Below are 23,968 nucleotides of genomic sequence, written 5' to 3' on the forward strand. Positions count from 1 at the left end.
ATCCTTTGCATTAGAAAACGGCACGGATTGTCCCCGTAACGCCGCCAGCAAAGCCGCGGCACTGGCGCCACGACAATCTATAACTGATCGGACCCCGGCGGCCCGCGCCATCCCGGCCACCCTGGGGCTTGGAACAAACAACGGCAACCGCGCCAGATCGGGCCACGCGGCACCCGCCAGGCGGTGCAGATGCTCGAAGCTCTGCCCACTGCTGACCATCAGTGCGTTCAAGCGTTCCGCTTCGACCTTCGCCAGCAGTTCGCCTTCGCGATACTCGGGCAGGCCACGCTGGTACAACTCCAGATAATCGACACTAGCACCTTGCTCGCGCAAGCGCTCCGCCAGCAAGCCTCGGCCACCCTCGCCACGCACGATCAGAACCTGGGGATCGGGCCGGGTCAACGCCTGGCGCAACGCCGGGAGTTGCAGCAAGGCTTCGCTGTCGTCGCCCTCGGCCGGATAAAACACCGAAAGGCCCGCATCGGTCAGGATCTGCCCGGTGGCCGCCCCCACGCTGAACCAGGGTTGTTCCGGCGGCTCGGGCCAATACTCGCGCAGATGTTCCAGGCACAACCGGGCAGCGGGTTTGCTGACGACGATCACGGCGCAGTACCGGTCGAGCCGCTGCAGCAGCGCCCGGCCGGAATCGGACAAGGGAATCGGTTCGATAGCCAGCAACGGCAGGCTGCTGCTGAATACGCCAGCCTCGGCCAGGACAGTCGCCAGGGCTGACGACTCGTCCTCTGGCCGGGTCAGCAGCAACCGCCAGCCCATCACGCGTGGCCAGCCTCGCCGTAGACCTTCTTGAGAATCTCGTCAGCCCCCTGGCTCAGCAGATCTTCGGCGACTCGCACTCCCAGCGCTTCAGCATCGCCCCGGGGCGCCCGGGCTTCGGAACTGAGCAGTCTGCCGCCGTTCGGATCACCCACCAGGCCACGCAACCAGACCTGCTCGCCTTCCAGTACGGCATAGCAGGCAATCGGCACCTGGCAGCCGCCGTTGAGGTGCTTGTTGAGGGCACGCTCGGCGAAGACCCGGGTCGCGGTGTCTTCATGATGCAGGGGGGCCAGCAACGCGTGGATCTCGCTGTCGGCGCTGCGGCATTCGATGCCAACGGCGCCTTGCCCACCGGCTGGCAGGCTGTCGTCGACGCTGATAGCCGAAGTGATGCGGTCCTCGAAGCCCAGGCGGATCAGGCCGGCGGCGGCCAGGATGATGGCGTCGTACTCGCCAGCGTCGAGCTTGGCCAGGCGAGTGTTGACGTTGCCACGCAGAAAGCGGATTTGCAGGTCGGGACGGCGGGTCAGCAGTTGTGCCTGGCGACGCAGGCTGGACGTGCCAACCACGCTCCCGGCAGGCAGCGCTTCAAGGCTGGCAAAGGTGTTGGAGACGAACGCATCGCGCGGATCTTCCCGCTCGCAGATGCAGAACAGACCCAGGCCTTCGGGGAAGTCCATGGGCACGTCTTTCATCGAATGCACCGCGATGTCGGCTTCGTTGTCCAGCAGCGCGGTTTCCAGCTCCTTGACGAACAAACCCTTGCCGCCGATTTTCGACAACGGCGAGTCCAGCAGCTTGTCACCACGACTGACCATGGGCACCAGCGTCACGATCAGGCCGGGATGGGCGGCTTCCAGACGGGCTTTGACGTATTCGGCCTGCCACAGGGCCAGGGCACTTTTACGAGTGGCGATGCGGATCTCGCGAGGGGACATGGATCAATCCGTACTTAAAAGATACGGCGGATAATAACAGCTCAGCCAAATCCGCTTTGACTTGAATCACGACCCCAAGGCCTCCCTGGCCGTCAATGTCCTGGAAATGAAACGTGCAATGCCGGCGAGGCGTTGCGCTAGTGGCCTGTACCCGAGTTAACCGTACAGGCCACTAGAGCTGCTGCATCATCTTGCGCACGCCCGCCACATGTCGCCGACTGACGATCAACGCGTCGCCATTGAGGCCTTTGAGAAACAGCTGGAAATGCCCAAGGGGCGTACGTTGCAGACGTTCGATGCGCTCGCGGGCCACCAGGGCATTGCGGTGGATACGCACGAATCGCTCACCGAACTCGTCTTCGAGAGCCTTGAGGGGCTCGTCCAGCAGCACCTCGCCACTCTCATGGCGCAAGGTCACGTATTTGTGGTCGGCGATGAAGTAGACCACCTGATTCAACGGGATCAATTCGATGCCCTTGCGGGTTCGCGCACTGATGTGGCTGCGCGGGCCGCTGCCACTTTCCGCTGCCGGACGGGTCAGCGCCGCCAGTTGCACGCGGTTGGGTCGCTCGGCCTTGCGCAAGGCGTCGAGCAACGCCTCGGATGCCACCGGCTTGACCAGATAGCCCACGGCGCCGGCCTGCAATATCTCGGGCGGGAAGTCATCCCGGGTGGTGCAAAACACCACGGCGGGAGGCGATTCCCGTTCGCACAGCTTCGCCGCCACCTGCAGACCATCCAGGCCAGGCATGCGAATGTCGAGCAGCACGATATCCGGCTTGTGGCTGTCGATAAGGGCCAACGCCTCGTCGCCATTGGTGGCGCTCGGCTCCAGGACACTGTAACCCTCGAGCTCGCCAACCATTCGGCTCAGGCGCTCGCGGGCCAGTGGTTCGTCATCAACGATCAGGACATTCATATTGCGCTGGATTCCTGCGTGAGTCTCGCACAAGGATAGCGTAGACAGGGGAAGTGACATCCGTCACCGCGATCCACGCTAAGACTCGCCCGAGGGCCAAAAAGTGCCGCGAGGCGGTTGCCTATCTTTACCAGCGCTTGCCGACCGATGCTCGAGGCCCGTTGTCGCACGGCGTCGCCGTGGGGATTGTTCATTTTCGATCTGATCAATATTGAGCCCCCCTGGTTGGTTCGCCCCATGCGCCATGATGGAAAAAGCAAAACTCCTATCGTCCACTGTAGACGGTTGCCACGACGATATTGCTCAATCGGAAAATATCGTTGTGCAGAAAACCTGCTTGCACGCCCGGCTCATGCGCAAAAAACCAGCCGACCAGTGCCAGCGCCAGCCCCGGCAACCCTGCTATCATCCGCCGCAGCCTTTTAACCGCTACTTTTTCCACAGCCGATCACGAGCGAATTCATGAGCACTGACAAGACCAATCAGTCCTGGGGCGGCCGCTTCAGTGAACCCGTCGACGCCTTCGTCGCCCGCTTCACCGCCTCCGTCAATTTTGACCAGCGCCTGTATCGCCACGACATCATGGGTTCGATCGCCCACGCCACCATGCTGGCCAAGGTCGGCGTGCTGACCGATGCCGAGCGCGACAGCATCATCGATGGCCTGAAGACCATCCAGGGTGAAATCGAGGCCGGCCAATTCGACTGGCGTGTCGACCTCGAAGACGTGCACATGAACATCGAAGCGCGCCTGACCGACCGCATCGGCGTGACCGGCAAGAAGCTGCACACCGGCCGCAGTCGCAACGACCAGGTCGCCACCGACATCCGCCTGTGGCTGCGTGATGAAATCGACCTGATCCTGGCCGAGATCACCCGCCTGCAGAAAGGCCTGTTGGAACAGGCCGAGCGTGAGGCCGAAAGCATCATGCCCGGCTTCACGCACTTGCAGACCGCCCAACCTGTAACGTTTGGGCATCACATGCTGGCCTGGTTCGAAATGCTCAGCCGCGACTATGAGCGCCTGGTCGATTGCCGCAAGCGCACCAACCGTATGCCCCTGGGCAGCGCCGCGCTGGCCGGCACCACCTACCCGATCGATCGCGAATATACCGCCCAACTGCTGGGCTTCGACGCCGTGGGCGGCAACTCGCTGGATAACGTCTCGGACCGCGATTTCGCCATCGAATTCTGCGCCGCCGCAAGCATCGCGATGATGCACCTGTCGCGCTTCTCCGAAGAGCTGGTGCTGTGGACCAGCGCGCAGTTCCAGTTCATCGACCTGCCAGATCGTTTCTGCACCGGCAGCTCGATCATGCCGCAAAAGAAAAACCCTGATGTGCCGGAGCTGGTACGGGGCAAGAGCGGCCGGGTATTCGGCGCGCTGATGGGCCTGCTGACCCTGATGAAAGGCCAACCGCTGGCCTACAACAAGGACAATCAGGAAGACAAGGAGCCGCTGTTCGACGCCGCCGACACCCTGCGCGACTCACTGCGCGCCTTCGCCGACATGATCCCGGCCATCAAGCCCAAGCATGCGGTGATGCGCGAAGCGGCCCTGCGCGGTTTCTCCACCGCGACAGACCTGGCCGATTACCTGGTGCGCCGTGGCCTGCCATTCCGCGATTGCCATGAAATCGTTGGGCATGCCGTGAAATACGGTGTGGACAACGGCAAGGATCTTGCGGAGATGAGCCTGGACGAACTGCGTCAGTTCAGCGACCAGATCGAGCAGGACGTGTTTGCTGTCCTGACTCTGGAGGGTTCGGTCAACGCCCGTGACCATATCGGCGGTACGGCGCCGGCGCAGGTGAAGGCTGCCGTGGTACGTGGCCAGGCGCTGCTGGCCAGTCGCTAAGACCCAAAAGCATCGCGAGCAGGCTCGCTCCCACAGGGGATCTCTGTGTTCACAGATCCTCGGGAGCGAGCCTGCTCGCGAAAGCATGCTTCAGAACAGCACAAATCTCACTTTTTGGCGGCGATCATCGCCAAAAACTCTGGCATCCCCGCTTCCCTGTCCGCCGCGATCCGCTGCACGTTCGGATTCGCCCCCAACCGCTCCATCAGCGCCTTGGCCGCCGGCATGTCTGCGAAGAAGTCGATATCGAACAACTTCTTGCCTACCTGTAAGGCTGGCGAAACACCGTAGAGAAAGTACAAATCGGCAATGCTCAGGCTATCGCCTGCCACATAGGGTGAGAACTTGCCGTGCCTGCCCAGCGAGGCGAACCCCAGCAACAGTTCAGCCTTGCTCTTTTCCTTGATGGCATCCGGTACCGTCATACCGAAAAATGCCTCGGCGTAGCAGGCACGCCCCGGCAGTTCGATGTACAACTCGATTTCCCGGCACAGGGCCAGGGCCTGGGCTCGTTCGTACGGGTCGGCGGGCAGCAGGGCCTTGCCCGGCTGGGTTTGCTCAATGTATTCGAGGATGACGCTGGTTTCGCTGATGAAGCCCTGGTCGGTTTTCAGCACCGGCACTTTGCCCCGTGGGCTGATGGCGAGTATTTCCGGAGTCTGGCTGCCATAGAAGGGTACTTCTTCGAAGGGCACGCCCTTCTCCAGCAACGCCAGCTTGACCATGTTGTAATAATTGCTGGCGCAGAAACCATAAAGCTTGAACATTGCAAATACCTCCGGTCCGTGTGGGGTGGGCAGCCTTGCGTTATAGACTGTCAGGAGGTTTCACGCCAGGCGCATCACGCAGCTGGATGCAGGTAAACTGGTGCCTTTCCCACAGGAGCCTGCCATGAGCGAGCCAACCGACATCGACAACGACGAAGAAGAATTCGTCGAGTCGACCCTGATCGAAGCCATAGAAAACCAGATCGAAAGCGGCAACCCGCCAGCAGCCAAGGCCACCTTCAACAAACTGACCCTGGTCAATTACGAGCGCGAAGAAATTCTGAACCTCATGGCCCATGTGCTGGCCTTCGAAATCGACGCCATGCTCGAGGAAGACCGCCCGTTCGATACCCAGTGGTATGAAGAGGCGTTGCGCAAACTGCCCGAACTGCCACCGGAAAAGAGCTGAACTTACGGTACACGACTGCTCTGTGGCGAGGGGATTTATCCCCGTTGGACTGCGCAGCAGGCCTAGAGAATCGGGCGACGATTAATTTCAAGGGTCGCTTCGCGACCCAACGGGGATAAATCCCCTCGCCACAAGGGACTTGCGTGGTCTCGGTATCGCAGAAGACCTTGGCTCTACCACCCAAAACAAAAAAAGCCGGCCTCCGGCACTGGACAGCTCGGCTGAGTGCGCTCACCTTAGTAACGCTATCGACCATATTCCTAGAAAGTCTGGAGTCCTTATGTCGCTTACCCCTGAGCTGGTTGCCGAACTGGAAATCCTTGCACTCTTCAACCTGGACAGTTCCCAGGAAGGCCTGAAAATCCATCAGACCGCTGCCCCTGCAGCCATTGCCGCTGCCCGACGTCTATACGAGAAAGACCTGATCAGCCAGCCCGACGGCGGCTACCTGACCAGCCTGGGACGGGATGCCGCCCAAAATGTCCAAACCGTCCTGACGATACTCAGCGTTCAACAAGAAGCCGCCTGATCCCCCTACCGCCCACGGAAATCTCCTCTATGGGATTTCCGCAGGCGCACTGACGCACAACGTAAAAAACCGGCATCAAAAACCTGTTTTCAGCTTAAGTATTCCCAAGACCGGGCGCTAACCTGCCATCACCCCACGTTCGACGCCGAAAGCCGGTTTGAGCCGACATGACCCGCAATCACGAAATACGCCCCGATCTGGACGAGGGAATCGACCGCAAGGTGCTGAGCCAGTTGCGCGCCCGTTTTCTCAAGCTCAATACCGTGCGGCTGGAGCGCGCCCTCGAAGGCCTGTCACCCCGCCAGCAAGGCGTACTGACGTTGTTGCCGCTGTTTTTCCACGTCAACCATCCGCTGCTGCCCGGCTACGTCTCCGGCAGCACGCCCGCCGGGCTGTCGAACTACGAGCCTGATGCCGATGTTCTTGCCGAAGCCCAGCGACTGACCCGTTCGTTTTCCTACAAGCCACGCCATGGCAGCAATCCGCCGCGACCGATCCTGGGCTTGTACCTGATGGGTAGCCTGGGCACGCTCGCCCAGGCGGATCAGAGCGACATGGATGTCTGGGTCTGCCATGGGCCGGACCTGAGCGACGACGAACTGGCCGAGCTGCGCAAAAAATGCCAGTTGCTCGAAGCCTGGGCCGCGACCCAGGGCGCCGAAGCCCATTTCTTCCTGATCGACCCGGCCCGGTTCGTGCGGGGTGAACGGGACAATCAGCTCAGTTCCGACGATTGCGGCACGACTCAGCACTACCTGCTGCTGGACGAGTTCTACCGCACCGCGATCTGGCTGGCCGGGCGCACACCGATCTGGTGGCTGGTGCCGGTGTACGAGGAAGACAACTATGAGCAATACACCCATACGTTGCTTTCCAAACGCTTCATCCGCGCCGATGAAACCCTCGACCTCGGGCACCTGGCCTATATTCCACCGGGCGAGTTCATTGGCGCCGGGCTCTGGCAGTTGTTCAAGGGCATCGAGTCACCCTACAAATCCGTGCTCAAACTGTTGCTGACCGAGGTCTACGCCAGCGAACACCCCGATGTCCGCTGCCTGAGCCTGCGCTTCAAGCAAGCCGTATTCGCCAACCGCCTGGACCTGGAGGAGCTGGACCCTTACATGCTGGTGTACCGCCGTATCGAGGAATACCTCAACGCTCGCGGCGAACCCGAGCGCCTGGAGTTGATCCGACGCGCGCTGTACCTGAAGGTCAACCGCAAGCTCACCGGTCAAGGGCGCAGCAGCAGTTGGCAGCGGACGCTGCTCGAACGCCTGGCCGGAGAATGGGGCTGGGACCCGCGCCAGCTCGCGCTCCTGGACAGCCGCAGCCAGTGGAAGGTGCGCCAGGTCAGCAACGAGCGGCGCGCGCTGGTCAACGAACTGACCTATAGCTACCGCTTCCTGACCCAGTTCGCCCGCACCGAAAAAACCGTCAGCCTGCTCAACAAGCGCGACCTCAACGTCCTTGGCCGCCGGCTGTATGCAGCTTTCGAACGCAAGGCTGACAAGGTCGAGTTCATCAACCCCGGCATCGCCCCGGACCTGGCCGAGGATACCCTGACGCTGGTCCAGTCGCCCAACAAGAAAGAACCCGGGCAGAACCAGTGGGGCCTCTACAACGGCAGCCTCAATGCTCTGGAATGGGAGAACTTCGCGCCGATCAAGCGCAGCCGCGAATTGCTGGAACTGCTGACCTGGTGCCATCGCAACGGCGTGATCGACAGCAGCACACGCCTGGCGCTGCACCCAGGCGACAGCGACCTGAGCGAGTTCGAACTGTTCAACCTGCTGGGTAGCCTGCAACAGGCCATCGCCCTGCCCCTGGCCATGGTCGACGAAGAACAGCTGCTGCACGCCAGCGTCCCCAGTGAAGTGCTGATCCTGGTGAACGTCGGCGTCGACCCGCTCAAGCATCACCGCGACCTGAACATCCTGATGACCACCGAGCGCACCGACTCCCTGAGCTATGCCGGGGTCCGGGAAAACCTCGTGTTGACCCTCGACCAGGTCACGCTCAACAGCTGGAATGAAGTACTGGTCAACCGATTCGATGGCGAACACGCACTGCTCGACTGCCTGCGCGACTACCTCAACGACCTGCCCGCCGCTGCGCGCCAACCGCGCTTGCAGGTGCGCTGTTTCTGCCACAACCGGGCGCAGTTCATTGCGCGACGGGTCGAAGAGGTCATCGAAACGGCCCAGACCCTGTTGTTGAGCAGGCTCAACCATCGCTACCTGCTGCAGGTGCAGCAGTATTATCACGTGTTGGAACTGGTCCCGGGCCAGGTCAAGCACGTGGCGCTGGGCAGCCTGTCGGCGCTGCTGGATTACCTGGGCGAAGAACTGGATGCCTACAGCCCGCTGCATCTGGACCCGATGGCGCTGGAAGACCACGACCTGGCGCTGATCCTGCCGATGGGCCAGCCGGAATGCATCCAGGTGTTCTACCGGGTCAATGAGGACGACGCCGATCTGTACGTGCTCGATGAGCTCAATGCCCTGTGGCAACAGCGCCTGCCTTATCACGACGAACAGAGCCTGCTGGTACCGCTGCAGCGCTTCCTGCAGTCAGTGCTGTACCGTCGGGACGCCTTGCTGTCGATGGACACCGACCAGCCGTTGAACCTGGATACCCTGTACTACCAGCTCCTGCCCTCAGGTAACGGACGCGCACGCCGGGTCGAAATGCGCCCGGCGCCGCAGACACCCGAGAACAAGCCGTTCTACGACGTGCAGGCCATCATCGGCAAAGCGACCCATGGCCAGGTCCACGTCACCCTGTATTGCAATCAACAGGAGTTTTCGGAACTGGAACATGGCGACCAACTGTTCCGTGTGGTCGCCAGTGAGATCGTCGAGCAGCGCCGCGAGGCCGAACGCTATCGCTGCTACATCACCGACCTGGACCTCTCGGGCCTGGTGGGTGATAGCGCTTGCTCAAGTAATCTGTACCTGCGCTACAAGGCCGATCTGGAACGCGCCCTGAACGAAGCGCTGGCCCTGGTCTGAAGCCCTCAGAGGTGGAAGTCGCCACCCGCTTCGGGCTGGTATTCCACCGCCAGCAGCGTCAACTTCAACGTCTTGCCACCCGGTGCCGGCCAATCAATGTGCTGGCCGACCTTCAGCCCGAGCAAGGCGCTGCCCACCGGCGCAAGGATCGAGACCTTGCCTTCGTCGGCATTCGCGTCCTGTGGATAAACCAGGGTCAGATGGTAATCCTTGCCGCTGCCCTCCTCGCGGCAATGTACGCGCGCGTTCATGGTCACGACATCGGCGGGCACTTCTTCATGGCTCACCAGGGTCTCGGCGCGGTCCAGTTCGGTTTGCAACGCAATCACGCCCGGCAGTGTTTCGTCGAGACTGTCGATCAGGCGCTCCAGACGCTGTACGTCCAGGCGGGTAAGAGTGATGGAAGGTGCGGTCATGATCCAGGCAGACTCCTTTCTTCTGCACGAAAAAAGCAAAACCCCGCCACAAAAAGACGGGGTTTTTCACAGGCCTCGGCAAGTTGAGGCGTAGCCGGACACTATCACAGCTCAAAAAATATACAACCCACAGGTAGTCGCACTCACTGCATGAGATGTAGAACTGTGGCGCGGGGATTTATCCCCGCTGGGCTGTAAAGCAGCCCCAAAGCAGTCAATCTGACAAATCGAAGTGTCAGGTTTTAGGGCCGCTTCGCGGCCCGGCGGGGATAAATCCCCTCGCCACATTGATCACACCAAGGCTTTGCGTCGCGCCGCCTCGGCACGGATCTCCCGCCGCCGCTCGTCATCGGCCGAGCGCCATTCACGGATATCCTCCACATGGCGGAAACAGCCGATGCAGACCTTCTGCTCATCCAGCTTGCATACACGGGTACACGGCGACGGCACGGCAGGGCTGACGTTGCTGTAGAGCGGCTTGGGTGGCCGGCCCGGGACGGTCTGGCTCACGTTGTCACAGGCCTTCGAACTCAAGTTCGACACCGGCCTGCTGCTTGACGATACGCTCGAGCATCTCGCCCAACTGCTCTGCGTGCTTGTCGCATACCCAGCGTTCGCTTTCCTCGTCGTAGTCGAAGTGGAAACCACCGGACACCGCCGCCAGCCACAACTGCCGCAGTGGCTCCTGGCGACTGAAGATCAACTGGCTGCCATTTTCGAACTTGACGGTGAGCACACCCGCAGAGCTTTCCAGATCGATGTCCAGTTCGCTCTCATCGAAGATATCCTCCAGTATTTGCTGGGTGGTATCGACCAGATCGTGGAAACGGGCTTCTTTCATTGCGACAACCTCAAAATGTCTGCTCATGCTCAAGCGCCGCAAGATACGGGTGCGGCCAGATGATTGCAAAGAATAACCCATCAGCGACCACCAGCCCCGCCGGACGGGAGCCCCGTTGCATAGGCAAGCCGCCGGGTGGCCGGTATACTCCGGCGCAATTAATGCATTTTCAAGGATTTCGCCATGAAGCGCCTGATCTCTTCCCTTGCTGCGCTCGTCGCGGTTGCCTGCCTTGTGACAGCCTGTGGTCAAAAAGGTCCGCTGTACCTGCCTGACGACAGCAAGTCCCCTGAAGAGCAGGCCAAGTCGTCGCAATCCAAAGCCCACACGCACGACACTCACACCACCTACTAAGGGAACGCCATGGACGCTTTTAACTACCGTGGCGGGGAGCTGTTCGCGGAAGGGGTTGCCTTGTCCGCCATTGCCGAACGTTTCGGCACGCCGACCTACGTCTACTCCCGCGCCCACATCGAAGCCCAATACCGGACCTTCGCCGACGCCCTCACCGGCATGCCACACCTGGTGTGCTTCGCCGTGAAGGCCAACTCCAACCTGGGTGTGCTCAATATCCTGGCGCGCCTGGGGGCCGGCTTCGACATCGTCTCCGGCGGAGAGCTTGAACGTGTACTGGCGGCTGGCGGCAGCCCGGACAAGATCGTCTTCTCCGGCGTCGGCAAGACCCGCGAAGACATGCGCCGTGCCCTGGAGGTCGGCGTGCATTGCTTCAACATCGAATCCACTGACGAACTGGAGCGCCTGCAGGTCGTCGCCGCCGAGCTGGGCGTGCGCGCGCCGGTTTCCCTGCGCGTGAACCCGGACGTCGATGCAGGCACCCACCCGTACATTTCCACCGGCCTGAAGGAAAACAAATTCGGCATCGCCATCGCCGACGCCGAAGACGTCTATGTGCGCGCCGCGCAACTGCCGAACCTGGAAGTATTGGGCGTCGATTGCCACATCGGCTCGCAACTGACTACCCTGGAACCTTTCCTCGATGCCCTCGATCGCCTGCTGGCGCTGGTCGACCGTCTCGGCGATTGCGGCATCTACCTGCGTCATATCGACCTGGGTGGTGGTGTCGGCGTGCGTTACCGTGATGAAGAGCCGCCCCTGGTGGCCGATTACATCAAGGCCGTTCGCGAGCGTCTCGAAGGCCGCGACCTGGCGCTGATGTTCGAGCCGGGCCGCTACATCGTGGCCAATGCCGGCGTGCTGCTGACTCAGGTCGAGTACCTCAAGCACACCGAGCACAAGGACTTCGCCATCGTCGATGCGGCCATGAACGACCTGATCCGCCCGGCGCTGTACCAGGCCTGGATGGATGTGACTGCCGTGCGCCCCCGCGATAGCGCCGCCCGCAGTTACGACATCGTCGGCCCGATCTGCGAAACCGGTGACTTCCTGGCCAAGGGCCGGGAGCTGGCGCTGGAAGAAGGCGACCTGCTGGCGGTGCATTCGGCCGGTGCCTATGGGTTTGTCATGAGTTCCAACTACAACACCCGCGGCCGCTGCGCCGAGGTGCTGGTGGACGGTGATCAAGCGTTCGAAGTGCGTCGCCGCGAGACGGTAGCCGAGTTGTTTGCCGGCGAAAGCCTGCTGCCGGAGTAAAACCATGCTGCTGCGTTTTACCAAGATGCACGGCCTGGGCAATGACTTCATGGTTCTCGACCTGGTCAGCCAGCACGCGCACATCCTGCCCAAGCATGCCAAGCAATGGGGCGACCGGCACACCGGCATCGGTTTCGACCAGTTGCTGATCGTCGAGGCGCCCAATAACCCGGACGTGGACTTTCGCTATCGGATCTTCAACGCCGACGGTTCGGAAGTGGAACAATGCGGCAACGGTGCCCGCTGCTTCGCCCGCTTCGTACTGGACAAGCGCCTGACGGCCAAGCGCAGGATTCGCGTCGAGACCAAAAGCGGCATCATCGAGCTGGACGTGCGCAACGACGGTCAGATCGGCGTCAATATGGGCGCCCCGCGCCTGATGCCGGCGGATATTCCGTTCGAAGCAGCGGCCCAGGCCCTGAGCTACCAGCTGGACGTCGACGGCACCACGGTGGAACTGGCGGCGGTGTCCATGGGTAATCCCCATGCCGTGCTGCGGGTCAGCGACATCAATGGCGCGCCAGTGCATGAACTGGGGCCGAAGATCGAGAACCACCCACGCTTTCCGGCACGTGTGAACGTGGGGTTCCTGCAGGTCGTCGACCGTCACCGCGCGCAATTGCGGGTCTGGGAGCGCGGTGCCGGGGAAACCCAGGCCTGCGGCACCGGCGCCTGCGCCGCCGCAGTCGCTGCGATCAGCCAGGGGTGGATGGATTCGCCCCTGCTGATCGACCTGCCCGGCGGACGCCTGTCCATCGAATGGGCAGGCCCCGGCCAACCGGTGATGATGACCGGCCCGGCAGTGCGCGTATACGAAGGACAAGTCCGTCTTTGAATGAGCCAAACCCATGACCGACACGCCACAGGTTCCAGCGCCACAGCCCGATGAATCCTCGAGCCCGCTTCCGGAGGCCGCGGCGGTGGCCGCTTACCTGGAGGCTCATCCGGATTTCTTCGTCGAACGTGAAGACTTGCTTGCAGTGATGCGCATTCCCCACCGGCGCGGCGACACCGTGTCGCTGGTGGAGCACCAGATGAAAATCCTGCGTGAGCGCAACATCGAGATGCGCCATCGCCTTTCGCACCTGATGGACGTCGCCCGGGACAACGACCGGCTCTTCGACAAGACCCGGCGCCTGATCCTCGCCCTGATGGACGCCAGCACCCTCGAAGATCTGGTCATGAGCGTCGAAGACAGCCTGCGCCAGGATTTCCAGGTGCCCTTTGTCAGCCTGATCCTGTTCGGCGACAACGCCATGCCGGTGGGTCGCTGGGTGACTCACGCCGAGGCACAGACCGCCATTGGCGGCCTGCTCACGGAAAACAAAAGCGTCAGCGGCAGCCTGCGCGAACATGAGCTGGACTTTCTGTTCGGTGAAGAACAGCGCAAGCAGATCGGCTCCACCGCCGTCGTCGCCATCGCCCACCAAGGCGTCCATGGCGTGCTGGCCATCGCCAGCCGTGACCCGCAGCACTACAAGAGCTCGGTGGGCACGCTGTTTTTGAGTTACATCGCCGAAGTCACCGGCCGGGTACTGCCACGGGTTGCCGGTTCGCTGCGCTCGGTACGCTAATGATGGAACGACAGCTGGACGCCTACTGCGAACACCTGCGCAGTGAGCGCCAGGTGTCCCCCCACACGCTGGCGGCCTATCGCCGCGACCTGGAAAAAGTGCTGGGCTGGTGCCAGAAGCAGAACGTCGGCAGTTGGCAGGCGCTGGACATCCAGCGTCTGCGCAGCCTGGTGGCGCGCCTGCATCAGCAGGGACAGTCTTCCCGCAGCCTGGCACGCCTGCTCTCTGCGGTACGCGGGTTGTATCACTACCTCAACCGCGAAGGCCTGTGCGATCACGATCCGGCCACCGGCCTGGCACCGCCCAAGGGCGAACGCCGCCTGCCGAAAACCCTCGACACCGACCGCGCCCTGCAATTACTTGAAGGCGCGGTCGAAGATGATTTCCTGGCGCGACGAGACCAGGCGATTCTCGAACTGTTCTATTCCTCCGGCCTACGGCTTTCCGAACTGACAGGGTTGAACCTGGATCAACTGGACCTGGCCGACGGCATGGTCCAGGTACTTGGCAAGGGCAGCAAGACCCGCCTGCTGCCCATTGGCCGCAAGGCCCGGGAAGCCCTGGAACTGTGGCTGCCGTTGCGAGCCCTGAGCAATCCGGCCGATGACGCGGTGTTCGTCAGCCAACAGGGGCGGCGCCTCGGTCCGCGGGCGATCCAGGTACGTGTCAAGGCCGCCGGCGAACGCGAGCTGGGGCAGAATCTGCACCCGCACATGCTCAGGCACTCCTTCGCCAGCCACGTGCTGGAATCCTCCCAGGACTTGCGCGCCGTGCAAGAGTTGCTGGGCCACTCGGACATCAAGACCACTCAGATCTATACCCACCTGGACTTCCAGCACCTGGCGACGGTCTATGACAGTGCCCATCCCAGGGCCAAACGCATCAAGGGCGACGAATCATGACCATCGAGCTCATCACCTTCGACCTCGACGACACCTTATGGGATACCGCCCCGGTGATCGCCACGGCCGAAGCCGTTCTACGCCAATGGCTGACCGACAACGCACCGAACCTGGGCGGCTTGCCGGTCGAGCATCTTTTTTCGATTCGCGAGCAGGTGTTGCGCGAGGAACCCGATCTGAAGCATCGCATCAGCGCGTTGCGGCGGCGGGTGCTGTTCCGTGCGCTACAGGAAGCCGGTTATGACCAGTGGCAAGCGTCCGAGCTGGCGGACCAGGGCTTCGAGACGTTCCTGCATGCCCGCCATCAACTGGAGGTTTTCCCCGAGGTACAGCCCACCCTGGAAATCCTCGCCAACCAGTTCGCCCTCGGCGTGGTCACCAATGGCAACGCCGATGTGCGTCGCCTGGGGCTGGCGGACTACTTCAAGTTCGCGCTGTGCGCCGAGGACATCGGCATCGCCAAACCTGATGCGCGACTGTTCCACGAAGCCTTGAAACGCGGCGGTGCCACGGCGCAAACCGCGGTACACGTTGGCGATCATCCCGGCGACGATATCGCCGGCGCCCAACAGGCCGGCCTGCGGGCGGTGTGGTTCAACCCGGCAGGCAAGGCCTGGGATGCCAACCATGTACCCGATGCGGAGATTCGCAGCCTGACCGAATTGCCGGAGTTGTTGGCGGGGTGGCACAGCCAGCCCTGAGCCTGCAAGCGCCACAGTCCCCTGTGGGAGCGGGCTTGCTCGCGAATGCGGTATATCAGTCGACACCTACTTTTACTGATCCACCGCGTTCGCGAGCAAGCCCGCTCCCACAAGACTGTGCATAGCCTGAAAGCCAAACAGCGCCCATGAAAAAGCCCGCGACGACGGCGGGCTTTTTCAGCAAGCGGGAAGCAGAACTCAGATAGGGCGGCTGCCGTACTTGTTGTCAGGCTTCTTGGGCGGATCGGCGACCACATTGGCCTCCACTTCCTGCACCTTTCCGCCCCTGGCCAGGAATTCTTCCATGGCCTTGGCGAGTGCATCACGCTCCTTGTTCTTGGCCTCTACGCTCGGCAACTCATCAACCGACACCGCAGCCTTGGCCTTACCCTTGGCAGTCGGGGCCGGTATATCGGCGCCATCGTCGTCGGCAACGTCTTCAGCTGCCGCTTCCAGGCCGTCTTCAGCCTCGTCTTCTTCACCTACTTCGAGGTCGTCGTTTTCCAGATCATCGTCGCTCATGTTCTACCTCATGACTTGCGAAAAGCAGATTAGTTATAGCCCAGCTACGCCATCTGTCGAAGGCTGCCAGAAAAAATTCAACATCCACCGGCAATCGGCGGTCATGCCCCTTCACCGTACAAGGTGGCAAGGACTTTACGAGCACCGCCATGATCACGGTGCTCGCCCAGATAAACACCTTGCCAGGTACCCAATGCCAGTCGCCCGTCCGTTACCGGAAGGCTGAGCTGACACCCCAGCACGCTGGCCTTGAAGTGCGCCGGGAGGTCGTCCAGGCCTTCGTCGTTGTGCTCATAGTCGGCAGTTCCTTGTGGGATCAGCCGATTGAAAAATCGTTCGAAGTCTCGACGTACCGCCGGATCGGCGTTCTCGTTGATGGTCAACGAGGCCGAGGTATGCTGCAGCCACAGATGCAACAGACCAACACGACACGCCCGGAGTTCAGGCAGGCCGGCGAGCAACTCGTCCGTCACCAGATGAAAGCCCCGGGGCCTTGCCCGCAGGGTAATCAGCGTCTGTTGCCACATACAGTTCTCCGCACGCTCGGCGCGCATTCTAGCGCGCTCAGGAAAAAAACAAAGAGCCTAATATTCCACCTTCGATGTAAGCCTTTGGCGCTGGAAAACCCCTGTCATTCGCAAGACAAAAAGGCCTCGGAAAAACCGGCGCTTCCTGTGAGCGTTGACAAATTCCGGGCAAAAAAATGCCCGGCGAACCGGGCATATTTTTTTGCGTGGGTTTACAGGTTGTAACCACGCTCGTTGTGCTGGGCCAGGTCCAGGCCAACCGCTTCTTCTTCCTCGGAGACGCGCAGACCCATGACGGCGTCCAGCACCTTGAGGATGACGAAGGTGACGATCGCGGTGTAGATCACCGTGAAACCTACGCCTTTGACTTGAATCCACACCTGCGCGGCAATGTCAGTCACGGTGCCGAAGCCACCCAGGGCGGGCGCGGCGAACACGCCGGTGAGGATCGCGCCCAGGATACCGCCGATGCCGTGTACGCCGAAGGCATCCAGGGAGTCGTCATAGCCGAGCTTGCGTTTGAGGGTGGTTGCGCAGAAGAAGCACACCACGCCTGCGGCCAGACCGATGACCAGTGCACCCATCGGGCCCACAGTGCCAGCAGCCGGAGTGATCGCAACCAGACCTGCCACCACGCCCGAGGCGATACCCAAAGCGCTTGGCTTGCCATGGGTGATCCACTCGGCAAACATCCAGCCCAACGCGGCGGCAGCGGTGGCAATCTGGGTTACCAGCATCGCCATACCGGCAGTGCCGTTGGCGGCGACGGCGGAACCGGCGTTGAAGCCGAACCAGCCGACCCACAACATGGCCGCTCCCATCAGGGTGTAGCCCAGGTTATGCGGTGCCATTGGCGTGGTCGGGAAGCCTTTGCGCTTGCCCAGTACCAGGCACGCCACCAGGCCTGCGATACCGGCGTTGATGTGCACCACGGTGCCGCCGGCGAAGTCCAGCACGCCCCAGTCCCACAGCAGGCCGCCGTTACCGGACCAGACCATGTGCGCAATCGGCGCGTACACCAGGGTGAACCACACGCCCATGAAGATGAGCATGGCGGAGAACTTCATCCGCTCGGCAAATGCGCCGACGATCAGGGCCGGGGTAATGATGGCGAAGGTCATCTGGAAGGTGACGAACACCGCTTCAGGGAACAGTGCTGTCGGACCGGTGATGCTTGCCGGGGTCACGCCCGCCAGGAACGCCTTGCCCAGGCCACCGATGAACGAATTGAAATTGACGACGCCTTGCTCCATGCCAGTGGTGTCAAACGCAATGCTGTAGCCATAGATGACCCACAGGATGCTGATCAGACCGGTAATGGCAAAGCACTGCATCATCACGGAAAGAAGGTTTTTCGACCGAACCATGCCGCCGTAGAACAGCGCCAGGCCGGGAATGGTCATGAACAGTACAAGAATCGTGGCAGTCAGCATCCAGGCGGTATCGCCGGAGTTGAGGACGGGGGCTGCCGCCTCTTCTGCCATGGCCAGGCCAGGCATTACGAAGGACAACAGGGCTCCTAGCCCTGCGAATTTACGCAGAGTCATATTGTTTTCTCCTGGGGCGTTGGGTTTGGCGGCTTAGATGGCGTCGGTATCGGTTTCGCCGGTACGGATGCGGATAGCCTGTTCCAGATTGACCACAAAGATCTTGCCGTCACCGATCTTGCCGGTGTTGGCGGCCTTGGTGATTGCCTCGATCACCCGGTCAAGATCCTTGTCGTCAATGGCGACGTCGATCTTCACCTTGGGCAGGAAATCGACCACGTATTCCGCGCCGCGATACAGCTCGGTGTGGCCTTTCTGCCGGCCGAAGCCTTTGACCTCAGTGACGGTAATGCCCTGCACGCCGATTTCGGACAACGATTCGCGCACGTCGTCCAACTTGAACGGCTTGATGATGGCAGTGACTAGCTTCATGAAACTCTCTCCCGAATTGGTGGACTTGCCCCAGGAAAACAAACCCGACTCAAGTCTAAGCGCAGTGCCTGGCTTTGTAACGCATCGTCGGCCCAAGTTGCCCGACCAGCGCCAGTCAACCGTGCCAGGCGAAGCTCCCCGCTTCGCCAGGCTGCACTGCATTCGTCACAACGACTGCATCAGTGCATGGGTCATAGGCCTCTAAGCAGAAACCTTGCCATCTGTGCCCAAGTCCCCTGATTTCAGGGGTTTACCAGCAGCGCGCGCTTGCGCCGTCCCACGAACCGCTGCGATACGCACAACAACAGTGCGACATCGTTCGGCCCCGTGCGCGAAAAGCGTGCATCCAGTGCATGCGAATTGACTATAGACACTGCGTGATACACTGCCGCCATCGTTTTCAGGATTGCTGCCATGCTCGCCCCCAAAGACCTGCTCGACGCCCTCAGCGGCCACGCCTCCCGCCTCTTGAGCGGCGACACTCCGTTGCCCAAGAGCGAAATCGAAAGCCAGTTCAAAGCGCTGCTGCAAAGCGGCTTCAGCAAGCTGGACCTGGTGAGCCGGGAAGAATTCGACAGTCAGATGGTCGTACTGGCGCGCACCCGGGCGCGACTGGAAAGCCTGGAGGCGAAGGTGGCGGAATTGGAAGCGCGGCTCACCGCTGACGTGAAATAAGCGCTACCGATGAGGATCGCTTGCAGATTCGCTGCTCCAGCCTGAAGCGTTAGAGGAGGAATGAGGTGTCGATAGAATCCGAAAAACGTAAGGCCAAGCTGCTGTTTGCAACTGAATGCCATGCTGAGACTCGCCGCTCAGTTGGCGGCATATCTGCCACCCAGATCCGCTTTTTGAAAGTTGCGGCGGCCTGCGGTAAAGAGATGGAGCCAGCCGGTCTGCTCGCGGGCGCACGCGGCTGAAGTCCGATGCTGTAAACGACTGACTTCATCACGATCTTTTGACGATTACCTATCCAGCACGCGTGACCCGAACTCCAGGGATCAGAGCCGGAAACGACCCACCAGCGTATTGAATGACAGGGCCAGGTTGGACAACTCCTGGCTTGAAGCATTGGTCTGGGTTGCCCCTGCCGCTGTCTGGGTAGAGAGATCCTGGATATTCACCAGGTTGCGATCGACCTCGCGGGCCACATGGGCCTGTTCTTCGGAAGCCGTTGCAATCACCAGATTGCGGTCATTGATCTGCGAAATGCCCTCGGCGATCTGCTCGAGCGCCTCGCCGGTGGCGCGGGCGAGGCTCTGGGTCTCGGTCACCCGTGCCTGGCTCTTGCTCATTGCGTCGACCGCACTGTCGGCACGGTCCTGGACCGCGTGGATCATGCCCTCGATTTCACCGGTGGAGGCCTGGGTGCGCGCCGCCAGGGCACGCACTTCATCCGCGACCACGGCAAAGCCCCGCCCCTGCTCCCCCGCGCGAGCAGCCTCGATAGCAGCGTTGAGGGCCAGCAGGTTGGTCTGCTCGGCGATCCCACGAATCACATCCAACACCTTGCCGATATCGCGGACCTGCATGGCAAGGTCTTTGACCAACCCGGTGGACGAGGTGATTTCCTCGGTTGCATGGTTGATTGCCTGTACCGCGCTACGCGCCTGATCACGCCCTTCGCTGGCCTGTGTGCTGGTCGATTGCGAAGCCTGGGAGGTGGCCACCGCATTGCGGGCCACCTCCTCGACCGCCGACGTCATCTCCGTCACGGCGGTGGCCGCCTGTTGGATTTCATCGTTCTGCCGGATCAAGGCCCGGCCGCCGTCATCGGTCACCGACGTCAACTGCTCGGCAGCGGCAGCCAACTGGCCCGAAGCACTGGCAATCTGCTGGATCGTGGTTTTCAAACTCATCTGCATATCGCCCAGGGACTTGAGCAACTGACCGGCCTCGTCGCGACTGTTGCTGGTTATGTGCTGGGTCAGGTCGCCCTGGGCAATGCGTTGCGCGCAATCGACCGCTGCGGCAATCGGCCGACTGATCAGCCGGCTGATAAATACGCCCAACAGCAGCGCGGCGACAAAGGCAATGACGATACCGCTGTACAGAACCGTCCTGGCCGACGCTTCCTGACGCGTGGCGGCCTTGGCGTCCTCGCTGATCTGGCGGTCATTGGAGTCGATCATGATGGTCAACTGGTCCATCACCTTGCGATAGGTCTTCTGCAAGTCACCCAGCAGCAGGGTGCGACCATTCTCCAGGTCGCCGGCCGCCATCATCGCCACATATTGCTGCACCATGGCCTGGTAGACCGGCCAGTCACGGGCCATCTGGTCACCGGCAAGGCGTTCGTCTTCAGCCAGGTTGCCTTGGCGATAAGCGGCGAACGCCTGTTCACTGGCCAGTTGATTGGCTTTCATCGAAGCCAGGAACTCATCCTTCATGCTCTGCGGAGCGTTACGGGCGGTTGCGATATACAGCCGGAACATGTCGCGCGTCTGGCCAACGGCCTTGGTCTTGGTTTGCGCCGTGTTAGCAACCGAGACCAGGTTGGTATTGAAAGCGGTCTGCAGACGTGCCGACAGCGCGGCAACACCGCTCACGCCAAGCATACCTACAGCAAGTGTGATCAGGGCGCAGAGGAAAAACGAAGTGAGCAGTTTGGTCGAGATTTTTGCGTCATAGAGCCAGTTCATTAGCGAATCCCTGTGGAGCAATGGCCCTTTGCCATATCAACCGAGAGATGCTAAGGCAGCTGAAATATTGACCACAATGCAGGGAATCGCATGACCGCTTGGATTATTCAACGATCATACGGCGATATTCGGTCCTGGGATTACCTGGTGGCCTGCAGGGATTTTTCCTGATTGAGCGCAATCGGCAGTTCCAGCGCAAACAACGCTCCCTGCCCCGGCCCGGCACTCTGCACGGTCAGCTCGCCGCCCAGTTCATGGGCCGCCAGGATGCAGCTGTGCAGGCCGAAACCGTGGCCGTCGACGCGGGTCGTGAAGCCGTGTTCGAACAACCGAGGGAGATTGTCCATGGAGATGCCCTCGCCGTTATCCTCGACCTCGATACGTACGCGCTGGTCGTCAATGGTCTTCAGGCGCAGGGTGATCCGCGCGGGACGATCCGTGACCGGATCGAGTGCCTGCTTGGCGTTGTTGATCAGGTTGATCAGTATTTGCAGCACCTTGTGCTTGTCCAGCGCCATGAGCGGAATGTCGTTGAGTTCCTTGACCAGCGTCACGTGATGACGGGCCAGGGACACATGACAGATGCGCACCACATCCTCGATCAATTCTCGTAACGAACCTGCTTCCAACACGCTGGAGTTGCCGGCATAGGACTGCTGGGTGGCGACGATTTCCTTGATATGGTCGATGCTCTTGGTCAACTGCGCCAACTCGTTGATCATGCTCTGCTGCTCGATGGCCAGCGACTCGGCCAGCTTGCCGAGATAGTCCGGCAAGGCGCGACCTTTCGGGTTGCTGCTGAAGAAGTCGCCGAGGTCATCGGAATGCTCCTTCATCAATTGAACGACCTTGGCGACCCCCTGCCCTTTGGATGTGTGCACCTTGTCGTACAGGACCTGAGCCGACACATTGACACTATTGAGCACGTTGCCCACGTTATGCAGCACATTGGTGGCGATTTCCGCCATGCCGGCCCGGCGCGCCGTAGTAACCAGTTCGGCCTGGGCCTCGCGCAACTCATCGTTGACCCGGGCCATTTGCTGCGGGCTGGGAATCTTCAGGGCCGCGGGCACCAAGCGGACCAGCAGGATGGCAGTAATCACCGAAGCAATCGCGGTGATCACCTTGACCAGCGCCGACAGCCAGTAGTAGGGCTGCCAGATGGTCAGGATCTCCATCACATGACTGGTCCCACAGGCCAGGATAAAGACGCCAAAGGCCGCCAGCATCCAGTCGAAAGGCACGTCCTTGCGCTTGTGGATAAAGTAGATGAGCGTAAAGGGAATGGTGACGTAGGAGAACGTGATCAGCCCATCCGCAATCACGTTGGTCCAGAGCAGATCCGGGCGCCACAGATAGCAATGCCCATGGGGCATGAAGCGGTTATCGGTCAACAGCGCCAATAGATCGTTCATGGCCGCTTCCTCCCTGTGCTACTGAATCGCCACAGGTCGGAGTCTAGCAGAGGCCGGTGCTCGCATTTCCCAGGCAACTATTGCATCTGCAACATCCTGCCAAGATTTCGCTCATCATTCGCCAGGCCGAAGCACTTCCCCATGACTAACCTTCAAGCACCGCAGGATGCGGTCTTTTATATCCCCTCAAGGAACGATTCATGTCGCTCGCCATTGTCCATAGCCGCGCCCAGGTGGGGGTGGAGGCTCCCGCCGTTACCGTTGAGGTCCATCTCGCCAACGGTTTGCCGTCACTGACGATGGTCGGTCTGCCGGAAGCGGCGGTAAAGGAAAGCAAGGACAGGGTGCGCAGCGCGATCATCAATTCGGGGCTGAACTTCCCGGCGCGGCGCATTACCTTGAACCTCGCACCGGCGGATCTGCCGAAGGACGGCGGGCGGTTTGACCTGGCCATTGCCCTGGGCATCCTGGCGGCCAGCGTGCAGGTGCCGACCCTGACGCTGGACGATGTGGAATGCCTCGGTGAGCTGGCATTATCCGGCGCCGTGCGACCGGTGCGTGGGGTATTGCCCGCAGCTCTGGCCGCACGCAAGGCCGGACGCATGCTGGTGGTGCCGCGGGCGAACGCCGAGGAAGCCTGCCTGGCGTCGGGCCTGAAAGTGATCGCCGTGGATCATCTGCTTGAAGTGGTGGCGCACTTCAACGGTCACGCTCCGGTCGAGCCTTTCGTTTCGAACGGTTTGCTCTCGGCCAGCAAGCCCTACCCTGACCTGAATGAAGTGCAAGGCCAGGTCGGGGCCAAGCGGGCCTTGCTGATCGCTGCCGCCGGCGCGCACAACCTGCTGTTCAGCGGGCCACCGGGTACCGGCAAGACATTGCTGGCCAGTCGTCTGCCGGGGCTGCTGCCGCCATTGGCCGAGAGCGAGGCCCTGGAGGTCGCGGCGATCCAATCGGTCGCCAGTTGCGTGCCCTTGAGCCATTGGCCGCAACGCCCTTTTCGCCAGCCCCATCACTCGGCATCCGGTCCGGCGCTGGTCGGTGGAGGATCGAAACCCCAGCCGGGCGAAATCACCCTGGCCCACCATGGCGTGTTATTCCTGGATGAATTGCCGGAGTTCGACCGCAAGGTCCTGGAAGTCCTGCGGGAGCCACTCGAATCGGGCCACATCGTCGTGTCTCGTGCCCGTGACCGCGTACGCTTTCCGGCGCGCTTCCAACTGGTGGCTGCGATGAATCCTTGCCCTTGTGGATACCTTGGCGAGCCCAGTGGCCGTTGCTCCTGCACACCCGACATGGTGCAGCGCTATCGCAACAAGCTCTCAGGCCCGTTGCTGGATCGCATCGACCTGCACCTGACGGTCGCACGGGAAGCCACGGCGTTGAATCCCAAATGCGAACCGGGTGAGGACACGGCTACCGTGGCCGAACAGGTGGCCGAAGCCCGAGAACGCCAGCAGACGCGCCAGGGCTGTGCCAACGCGTTTCTGGACCTGCCCGGTTTGCGTCGGCATTGCACATTATCCACAGCCGATGAAACCTGGCTGGAAACGGCTTGCGAGCGACTGACCCTGTCGCTGCGAGCCGCCCATCGCCTGCTCAAGGTCGCGCGGACGCTGGCGGACCTTGAGCAAGCGGGCCGTATCAGCCGGGAGCATCTGGCCGAAGCCTTGCAATACCGACCTGCTACGGCCTGA

At 61.4% G+C, this 23,968-nt stretch carries 26 protein-coding genes and 3 pseudogenes; 13 read left to right on the forward strand and 16 right to left on the reverse strand.

Translation table 11 applies throughout. The features are described 5' to 3' along the window. Positions 1–30: 30 nt before the first annotated feature. The 5 genes and pseudogenes from FBY02_RS28370 to FBY02_RS28095 form a co-directional block, all read right to left on the reverse strand. Positions 31–774, reverse strand: a pseudogene (locus FBY02_RS28370) (uroporphyrinogen-III synthase); the annotation flags it as partial. After that, positions 774–1,715, reverse strand: coding sequence for a hydroxymethylbilane synthase (gene hemC / locus FBY02_RS10170; protein ID WP_144926798.1), 942 nt, complete (start codon positions 1,713–1,715; stop codon positions 774–776). The pseudogene FBY02_RS28370 and the gene hemC, both read right to left, overlap by 1 nt. Before the next feature lie 172 nt (positions 1,716–1,887). Continuing rightward, entirely contained in the window at positions 1,888–2,634 is a 747-nt protein-coding gene (locus tag FBY02_RS10175) for a LytTR family DNA-binding domain-containing protein (RefSeq protein WP_139641084.1), read from the reverse strand. After that, positions 2,631–2,780, reverse strand: a pseudogene (locus FBY02_RS28715) (sensor histidine kinase); the annotation flags it as partial. The gene FBY02_RS10175 and the pseudogene FBY02_RS28715, both read right to left, overlap by 4 nt. 119 nt (positions 2,781–2,899) lie before the next feature. Beyond that, positions 2,900–3,076, reverse strand: a complete 177-nt coding sequence (locus FBY02_RS28095; protein WP_178112083.1) for a hypothetical protein — start codon at positions 3,074–3,076, stop codon at positions 2,900–2,902. Positions 3,077–3,096: 20 nt separating this feature from the next. Here FBY02_RS28095 and argH point away from each other — a divergent pair, with 20 nt between their 5' ends. Further along, complete coding sequence (gene argH, locus FBY02_RS10180; RefSeq protein ID WP_041022648.1) at positions 3,097–4,491, forward strand: argininosuccinate lyase; 1,395 nt, start codon at positions 3,097–3,099, stop codon at positions 4,489–4,491. A 107-nt stretch (positions 4,492–4,598) separates the two neighbouring features. Here argH and FBY02_RS10185 read toward each other — a convergent pair whose 3' ends face one another. Continuing rightward, entirely contained in the window at positions 4,599–5,258 is a 660-nt protein-coding gene (locus tag FBY02_RS10185) for a glutathione S-transferase family protein (protein WP_144926801.1), read from the reverse strand. Positions 5,259–5,382: 124 nt separating this feature from the next. On the opposite strand from FBY02_RS10185, the gene FBY02_RS10190 reads away from it, so the two are divergent. The 3 genes from FBY02_RS10190 (at position 5,383) to FBY02_RS10200 (ending at position 9,207) form a co-directional block, all read left to right on the forward strand. Then, entirely contained in the window at positions 5,383–5,667 is a 285-nt protein-coding gene (locus tag FBY02_RS10190; protein WP_144926804.1) for a hypothetical protein, read from the forward strand. Positions 5,668–5,947: 280 nt separating this feature from the next. Then, a complete protein-coding gene (locus FBY02_RS10195) occupies positions 5,948–6,196 on the forward strand; it encodes a TIGR02647 family protein (protein ID WP_144926807.1) in 249 nt (82 codons plus the stop codon). A 167-nt stretch (positions 6,197–6,363) separates the two neighbouring features. Further along, a complete protein-coding gene (locus FBY02_RS10200; RefSeq protein ID WP_144926810.1) occupies positions 6,364–9,207 on the forward strand; it encodes a class I adenylate cyclase in 2,844 nt (947 codons plus the stop codon). A gap of 5 nt (positions 9,208–9,212) precedes the next feature. On the opposite strand, the gene rnk is transcribed toward FBY02_RS10200, so the two are convergent. From rnk to cyaY, 3 genes are all read right to left on the reverse strand, one after another. Next, the gene (rnk, locus tag FBY02_RS10205; protein WP_144926813.1) at positions 9,213–9,623 is read right to left on the reverse strand and encodes a nucleoside diphosphate kinase regulator; all 411 of its coding nucleotides are present in this window, start codon (positions 9,621–9,623) and stop codon (positions 9,213–9,215) included. A 291-nt stretch (positions 9,624–9,914) separates the two neighbouring features. Then, a complete protein-coding gene (locus tag FBY02_RS10210) occupies positions 9,915–10,133 on the reverse strand; it encodes a DUF1289 domain-containing protein (RefSeq protein ID WP_144926816.1) in 219 nt (72 codons plus the stop codon). Between the two features lie 4 nt (positions 10,134–10,137). Continuing rightward, positions 10,138–10,491 (reverse strand): iron donor protein CyaY, encoded by a 354-nt coding sequence (gene cyaY / locus FBY02_RS10215; protein ID WP_144926819.1) that lies wholly within the window; start codon positions 10,489–10,491, stop codon positions 10,138–10,140. A 156-nt stretch (positions 10,492–10,647) separates the two neighbouring features. On the opposite strand from cyaY, the gene FBY02_RS10220 reads away from it, so the two are divergent. Genes FBY02_RS10220 through FBY02_RS10245 form a run of 6 tightly spaced genes read left to right on the forward strand, consistent with a single transcriptional unit; the run spans position 10,648 to position 15,252 of the window. Beyond that, a complete protein-coding gene (locus FBY02_RS10220; protein WP_144926822.1) occupies positions 10,648–10,818 on the forward strand; it encodes a lipoprotein in 171 nt (56 codons plus the stop codon). Positions 10,819–10,827: 9 nt separating this feature from the next. After that, entirely contained in the window at positions 10,828–12,075 is a 1,248-nt protein-coding gene (lysA, locus tag FBY02_RS10225; protein WP_047702556.1) for a diaminopimelate decarboxylase, read from the forward strand. 4 nt (positions 12,076–12,079) lie between these two features. After that, the gene (gene dapF, locus FBY02_RS10230; RefSeq protein ID WP_144926825.1) at positions 12,080–12,910 is read left to right on the forward strand and encodes a diaminopimelate epimerase; all 831 of its coding nucleotides are present in this window, start codon (positions 12,080–12,082) and stop codon (positions 12,908–12,910) included. Positions 12,911–12,923: 13 nt separating this feature from the next. After that, complete coding sequence (locus FBY02_RS10235; RefSeq protein WP_047702558.1) at positions 12,924–13,649, forward strand: DUF484 family protein; 726 nt, start codon at positions 12,924–12,926, stop codon at positions 13,647–13,649. Positions 13,650–13,651: 2 nt separating this feature from the next. Next, entirely contained in the window at positions 13,652–14,551 is a 900-nt protein-coding gene (gene xerC / locus FBY02_RS10240; RefSeq protein WP_055127496.1) for a tyrosine recombinase XerC, read from the forward strand. After that, entirely contained in the window at positions 14,548–15,252 is a 705-nt protein-coding gene (locus FBY02_RS10245) for an HAD family hydrolase (protein ID WP_144926827.1), read from the forward strand. The genes xerC and FBY02_RS10245 overlap by 4 nt, the downstream gene beginning before the upstream one ends. A 198-nt stretch (positions 15,253–15,450) precedes the next feature. Here the strand turns inward: FBY02_RS10245 and sutA are convergent, their stop codons facing one another. From sutA to glnK, 4 genes are all read right to left on the reverse strand, one after another. Beyond that, positions 15,451–15,774, reverse strand: coding sequence for a transcriptional regulator SutA (gene sutA, locus FBY02_RS10250; RefSeq protein WP_024780560.1), 324 nt, complete (start codon positions 15,772–15,774; stop codon positions 15,451–15,453). A 101-nt stretch (positions 15,775–15,875) separates the two neighbouring features. Next, positions 15,876–16,301 carry a secondary thiamine-phosphate synthase enzyme YjbQ gene (locus FBY02_RS10255; protein WP_024780561.1) on the reverse strand — a complete coding sequence of 142 codons (426 nt, stop codon included), beginning with the start codon at positions 16,299–16,301 and terminating at the stop codon, positions 15,876–15,878. A gap of 212 nt (positions 16,302–16,513) precedes the next feature. Further along, positions 16,514–17,848: an ammonium transporter gene (locus FBY02_RS10260; protein WP_144926830.1), complete on the reverse strand. Its 1,335-nt coding sequence runs from the start codon at positions 17,846–17,848 to the stop codon at positions 16,514–16,516. Positions 17,849–17,881: 33 nt separating this feature from the next. Beyond that, positions 17,882–18,220, reverse strand: a complete 339-nt coding sequence (gene glnK / locus FBY02_RS10265) for a P-II family nitrogen regulator (RefSeq protein WP_002555808.1) — start codon at positions 18,218–18,220, stop codon at positions 17,882–17,884. Positions 18,221–18,634: 414 nt separating this feature from the next. Between glnK and FBY02_RS10270 the strand changes: the two genes are divergently transcribed. Continuing rightward, positions 18,635–18,895 (forward strand): accessory factor UbiK family protein, encoded by a 261-nt coding sequence (locus FBY02_RS10270; protein ID WP_144926833.1) that lies wholly within the window; start codon positions 18,635–18,637, stop codon positions 18,893–18,895. 65 nt (positions 18,896–18,960) lie between these two features. After that, positions 18,961–19,137 (forward strand): hypothetical protein, encoded by a 177-nt coding sequence (locus FBY02_RS28100; protein WP_178112037.1) that lies wholly within the window; start codon positions 18,961–18,963, stop codon positions 19,135–19,137. An 81-nt stretch (positions 19,138–19,218) separates the two neighbouring features. Here FBY02_RS28100 and FBY02_RS28720 read toward each other — a convergent pair whose 3' ends face one another. From FBY02_RS28720 to FBY02_RS10280, 3 genes and pseudogenes are all read right to left on the reverse strand, one after another. After that, positions 19,219–20,082, reverse strand: a complete 864-nt coding sequence (locus FBY02_RS28720; RefSeq protein WP_371921410.1) for a methyl-accepting chemotaxis protein — start codon at positions 20,080–20,082, stop codon at positions 19,219–19,221. Continuing rightward, a pseudogene (locus FBY02_RS28725) lies at positions 20,077–20,859 on the reverse strand (MCP four helix bundle domain-containing protein); the annotation flags it as partial. The gene FBY02_RS28720 and the pseudogene FBY02_RS28725, both read right to left, overlap by 6 nt. A 140-nt stretch (positions 20,860–20,999) precedes the next feature. Next, the gene (locus FBY02_RS10280) at positions 21,000–22,274 is read right to left on the reverse strand and encodes a sensor histidine kinase (RefSeq protein ID WP_144926839.1); all 1,275 of its coding nucleotides are present in this window, start codon (positions 22,272–22,274) and stop codon (positions 21,000–21,002) included. A 200-nt stretch (positions 22,275–22,474) separates the two neighbouring features. Here FBY02_RS10280 and FBY02_RS10285 point away from each other — a divergent pair, with 200 nt between their 5' ends. Continuing rightward, a complete protein-coding gene (locus FBY02_RS10285) occupies positions 22,475–23,968 on the forward strand; it encodes a YifB family Mg chelatase-like AAA ATPase (RefSeq protein ID WP_144926842.1) in 1,494 nt (497 codons plus the stop codon).

The organism is Pseudomonas sp. SJZ078, from assembly GCF_007828255.1.
Classification (GTDB): domain Bacteria; phylum Pseudomonadota; class Gammaproteobacteria; order Pseudomonadales; family Pseudomonadaceae; genus Aquipseudomonas.

What these genes read in the sequence shown, in the direction of transcription:
- FBY02_RS28720 (WP_371921410.1), bottom strand. Translation starts at nt 20,082, where the DNA reads ATGCAGATGAGTTTGAAAACCACGATCCAGCAGATTGCCAGTGCTTCG.
- FBY02_RS10280 (WP_144926839.1), bottom strand. Translation starts at nt 22,274, where the DNA reads ATGAACGATCTATTGGCGCTGTTGACCGATAACCGCTTCATGCCCCAT.
- FBY02_RS10235 (WP_047702558.1), top strand. Translation starts at nt 12,924, where the DNA reads ATGACCGACACGCCACAGGTTCCAGCGCCACAGCCCGATGAATCCTCG.
- FBY02_RS10220 (WP_144926822.1), top strand. Translation starts at nt 10,648, where the DNA reads ATGAAGCGCCTGATCTCTTCCCTTGCTGCGCTCGTCGCGGTTGCCTGC.
- lysA (WP_047702556.1), top strand. Translation starts at nt 10,828, where the DNA reads ATGGACGCTTTTAACTACCGTGGCGGGGAGCTGTTCGCGGAAGGGGTT.
- xerC (WP_055127496.1), top strand. Translation starts at nt 13,652, where the DNA reads ATGGAACGACAGCTGGACGCCTACTGCGAACACCTGCGCAGTGAGCGC.
- rnk (WP_144926813.1), bottom strand. Translation starts at nt 9,623, where the DNA reads ATGACCGCACCTTCCATCACTCTTACCCGCCTGGACGTACAGCGTCTG.
- FBY02_RS10190 (WP_144926804.1), top strand. Translation starts at nt 5,383, where the DNA reads ATGAGCGAGCCAACCGACATCGACAACGACGAAGAAGAATTCGTCGAG.
- FBY02_RS10195 (WP_144926807.1), top strand. Translation starts at nt 5,948, where the DNA reads ATGTCGCTTACCCCTGAGCTGGTTGCCGAACTGGAAATCCTTGCACTC.
- FBY02_RS10285 (WP_144926842.1), top strand. Translation starts at nt 22,475, where the DNA reads ATGTCGCTCGCCATTGTCCATAGCCGCGCCCAGGTGGGGGTGGAGGCT.
- FBY02_RS10260 (WP_144926830.1), bottom strand. Translation starts at nt 17,848, where the DNA reads ATGACTCTGCGTAAATTCGCAGGGCTAGGAGCCCTGTTGTCCTTCGTA.
- dapF (WP_144926825.1), top strand. Translation starts at nt 12,080, where the DNA reads ATGCTGCTGCGTTTTACCAAGATGCACGGCCTGGGCAATGACTTCATG.
- sutA (WP_024780560.1), bottom strand. Translation starts at nt 15,774, where the DNA reads ATGAGCGACGATGATCTGGAAAACGACGACCTCGAAGTAGGTGAAGAA.
- FBY02_RS10185 (WP_144926801.1), bottom strand. Translation starts at nt 5,258, where the DNA reads ATGTTCAAGCTTTATGGTTTCTGCGCCAGCAATTATTACAACATGGTC.
- FBY02_RS10200 (WP_144926810.1), top strand. Translation starts at nt 6,364, where the DNA reads ATGACCCGCAATCACGAAATACGCCCCGATCTGGACGAGGGAATCGAC.
- hemC (WP_144926798.1), bottom strand. Translation starts at nt 1,715, where the DNA reads ATGTCCCCTCGCGAGATCCGCATCGCCACTCGTAAAAGTGCCCTGGCC.
- FBY02_RS10175 (WP_139641084.1), bottom strand. Translation starts at nt 2,634, where the DNA reads ATGAATGTCCTGATCGTTGATGACGAACCACTGGCCCGCGAGCGCCTG.
- argH (WP_041022648.1), top strand. Translation starts at nt 3,097, where the DNA reads ATGAGCACTGACAAGACCAATCAGTCCTGGGGCGGCCGCTTCAGTGAA.
- FBY02_RS10270 (WP_144926833.1), top strand. Translation starts at nt 18,635, where the DNA reads ATGCTCGCCCCCAAAGACCTGCTCGACGCCCTCAGCGGCCACGCCTCC.
- FBY02_RS10255 (WP_024780561.1), bottom strand. Translation starts at nt 16,301, where the DNA reads ATGTGGCAACAGACGCTGATTACCCTGCGGGCAAGGCCCCGGGGCTTT.
- cyaY (WP_144926819.1), bottom strand. Translation starts at nt 10,491, where the DNA reads ATGAGCAGACATTTTGAGGTTGTCGCAATGAAAGAAGCCCGTTTCCAC.
- glnK (WP_002555808.1), bottom strand. Translation starts at nt 18,220, where the DNA reads ATGAAGCTAGTCACTGCCATCATCAAGCCGTTCAAGTTGGACGACGTG.
- FBY02_RS10245 (WP_144926827.1), top strand. Translation starts at nt 14,548, where the DNA reads ATGACCATCGAGCTCATCACCTTCGACCTCGACGACACCTTATGGGAT.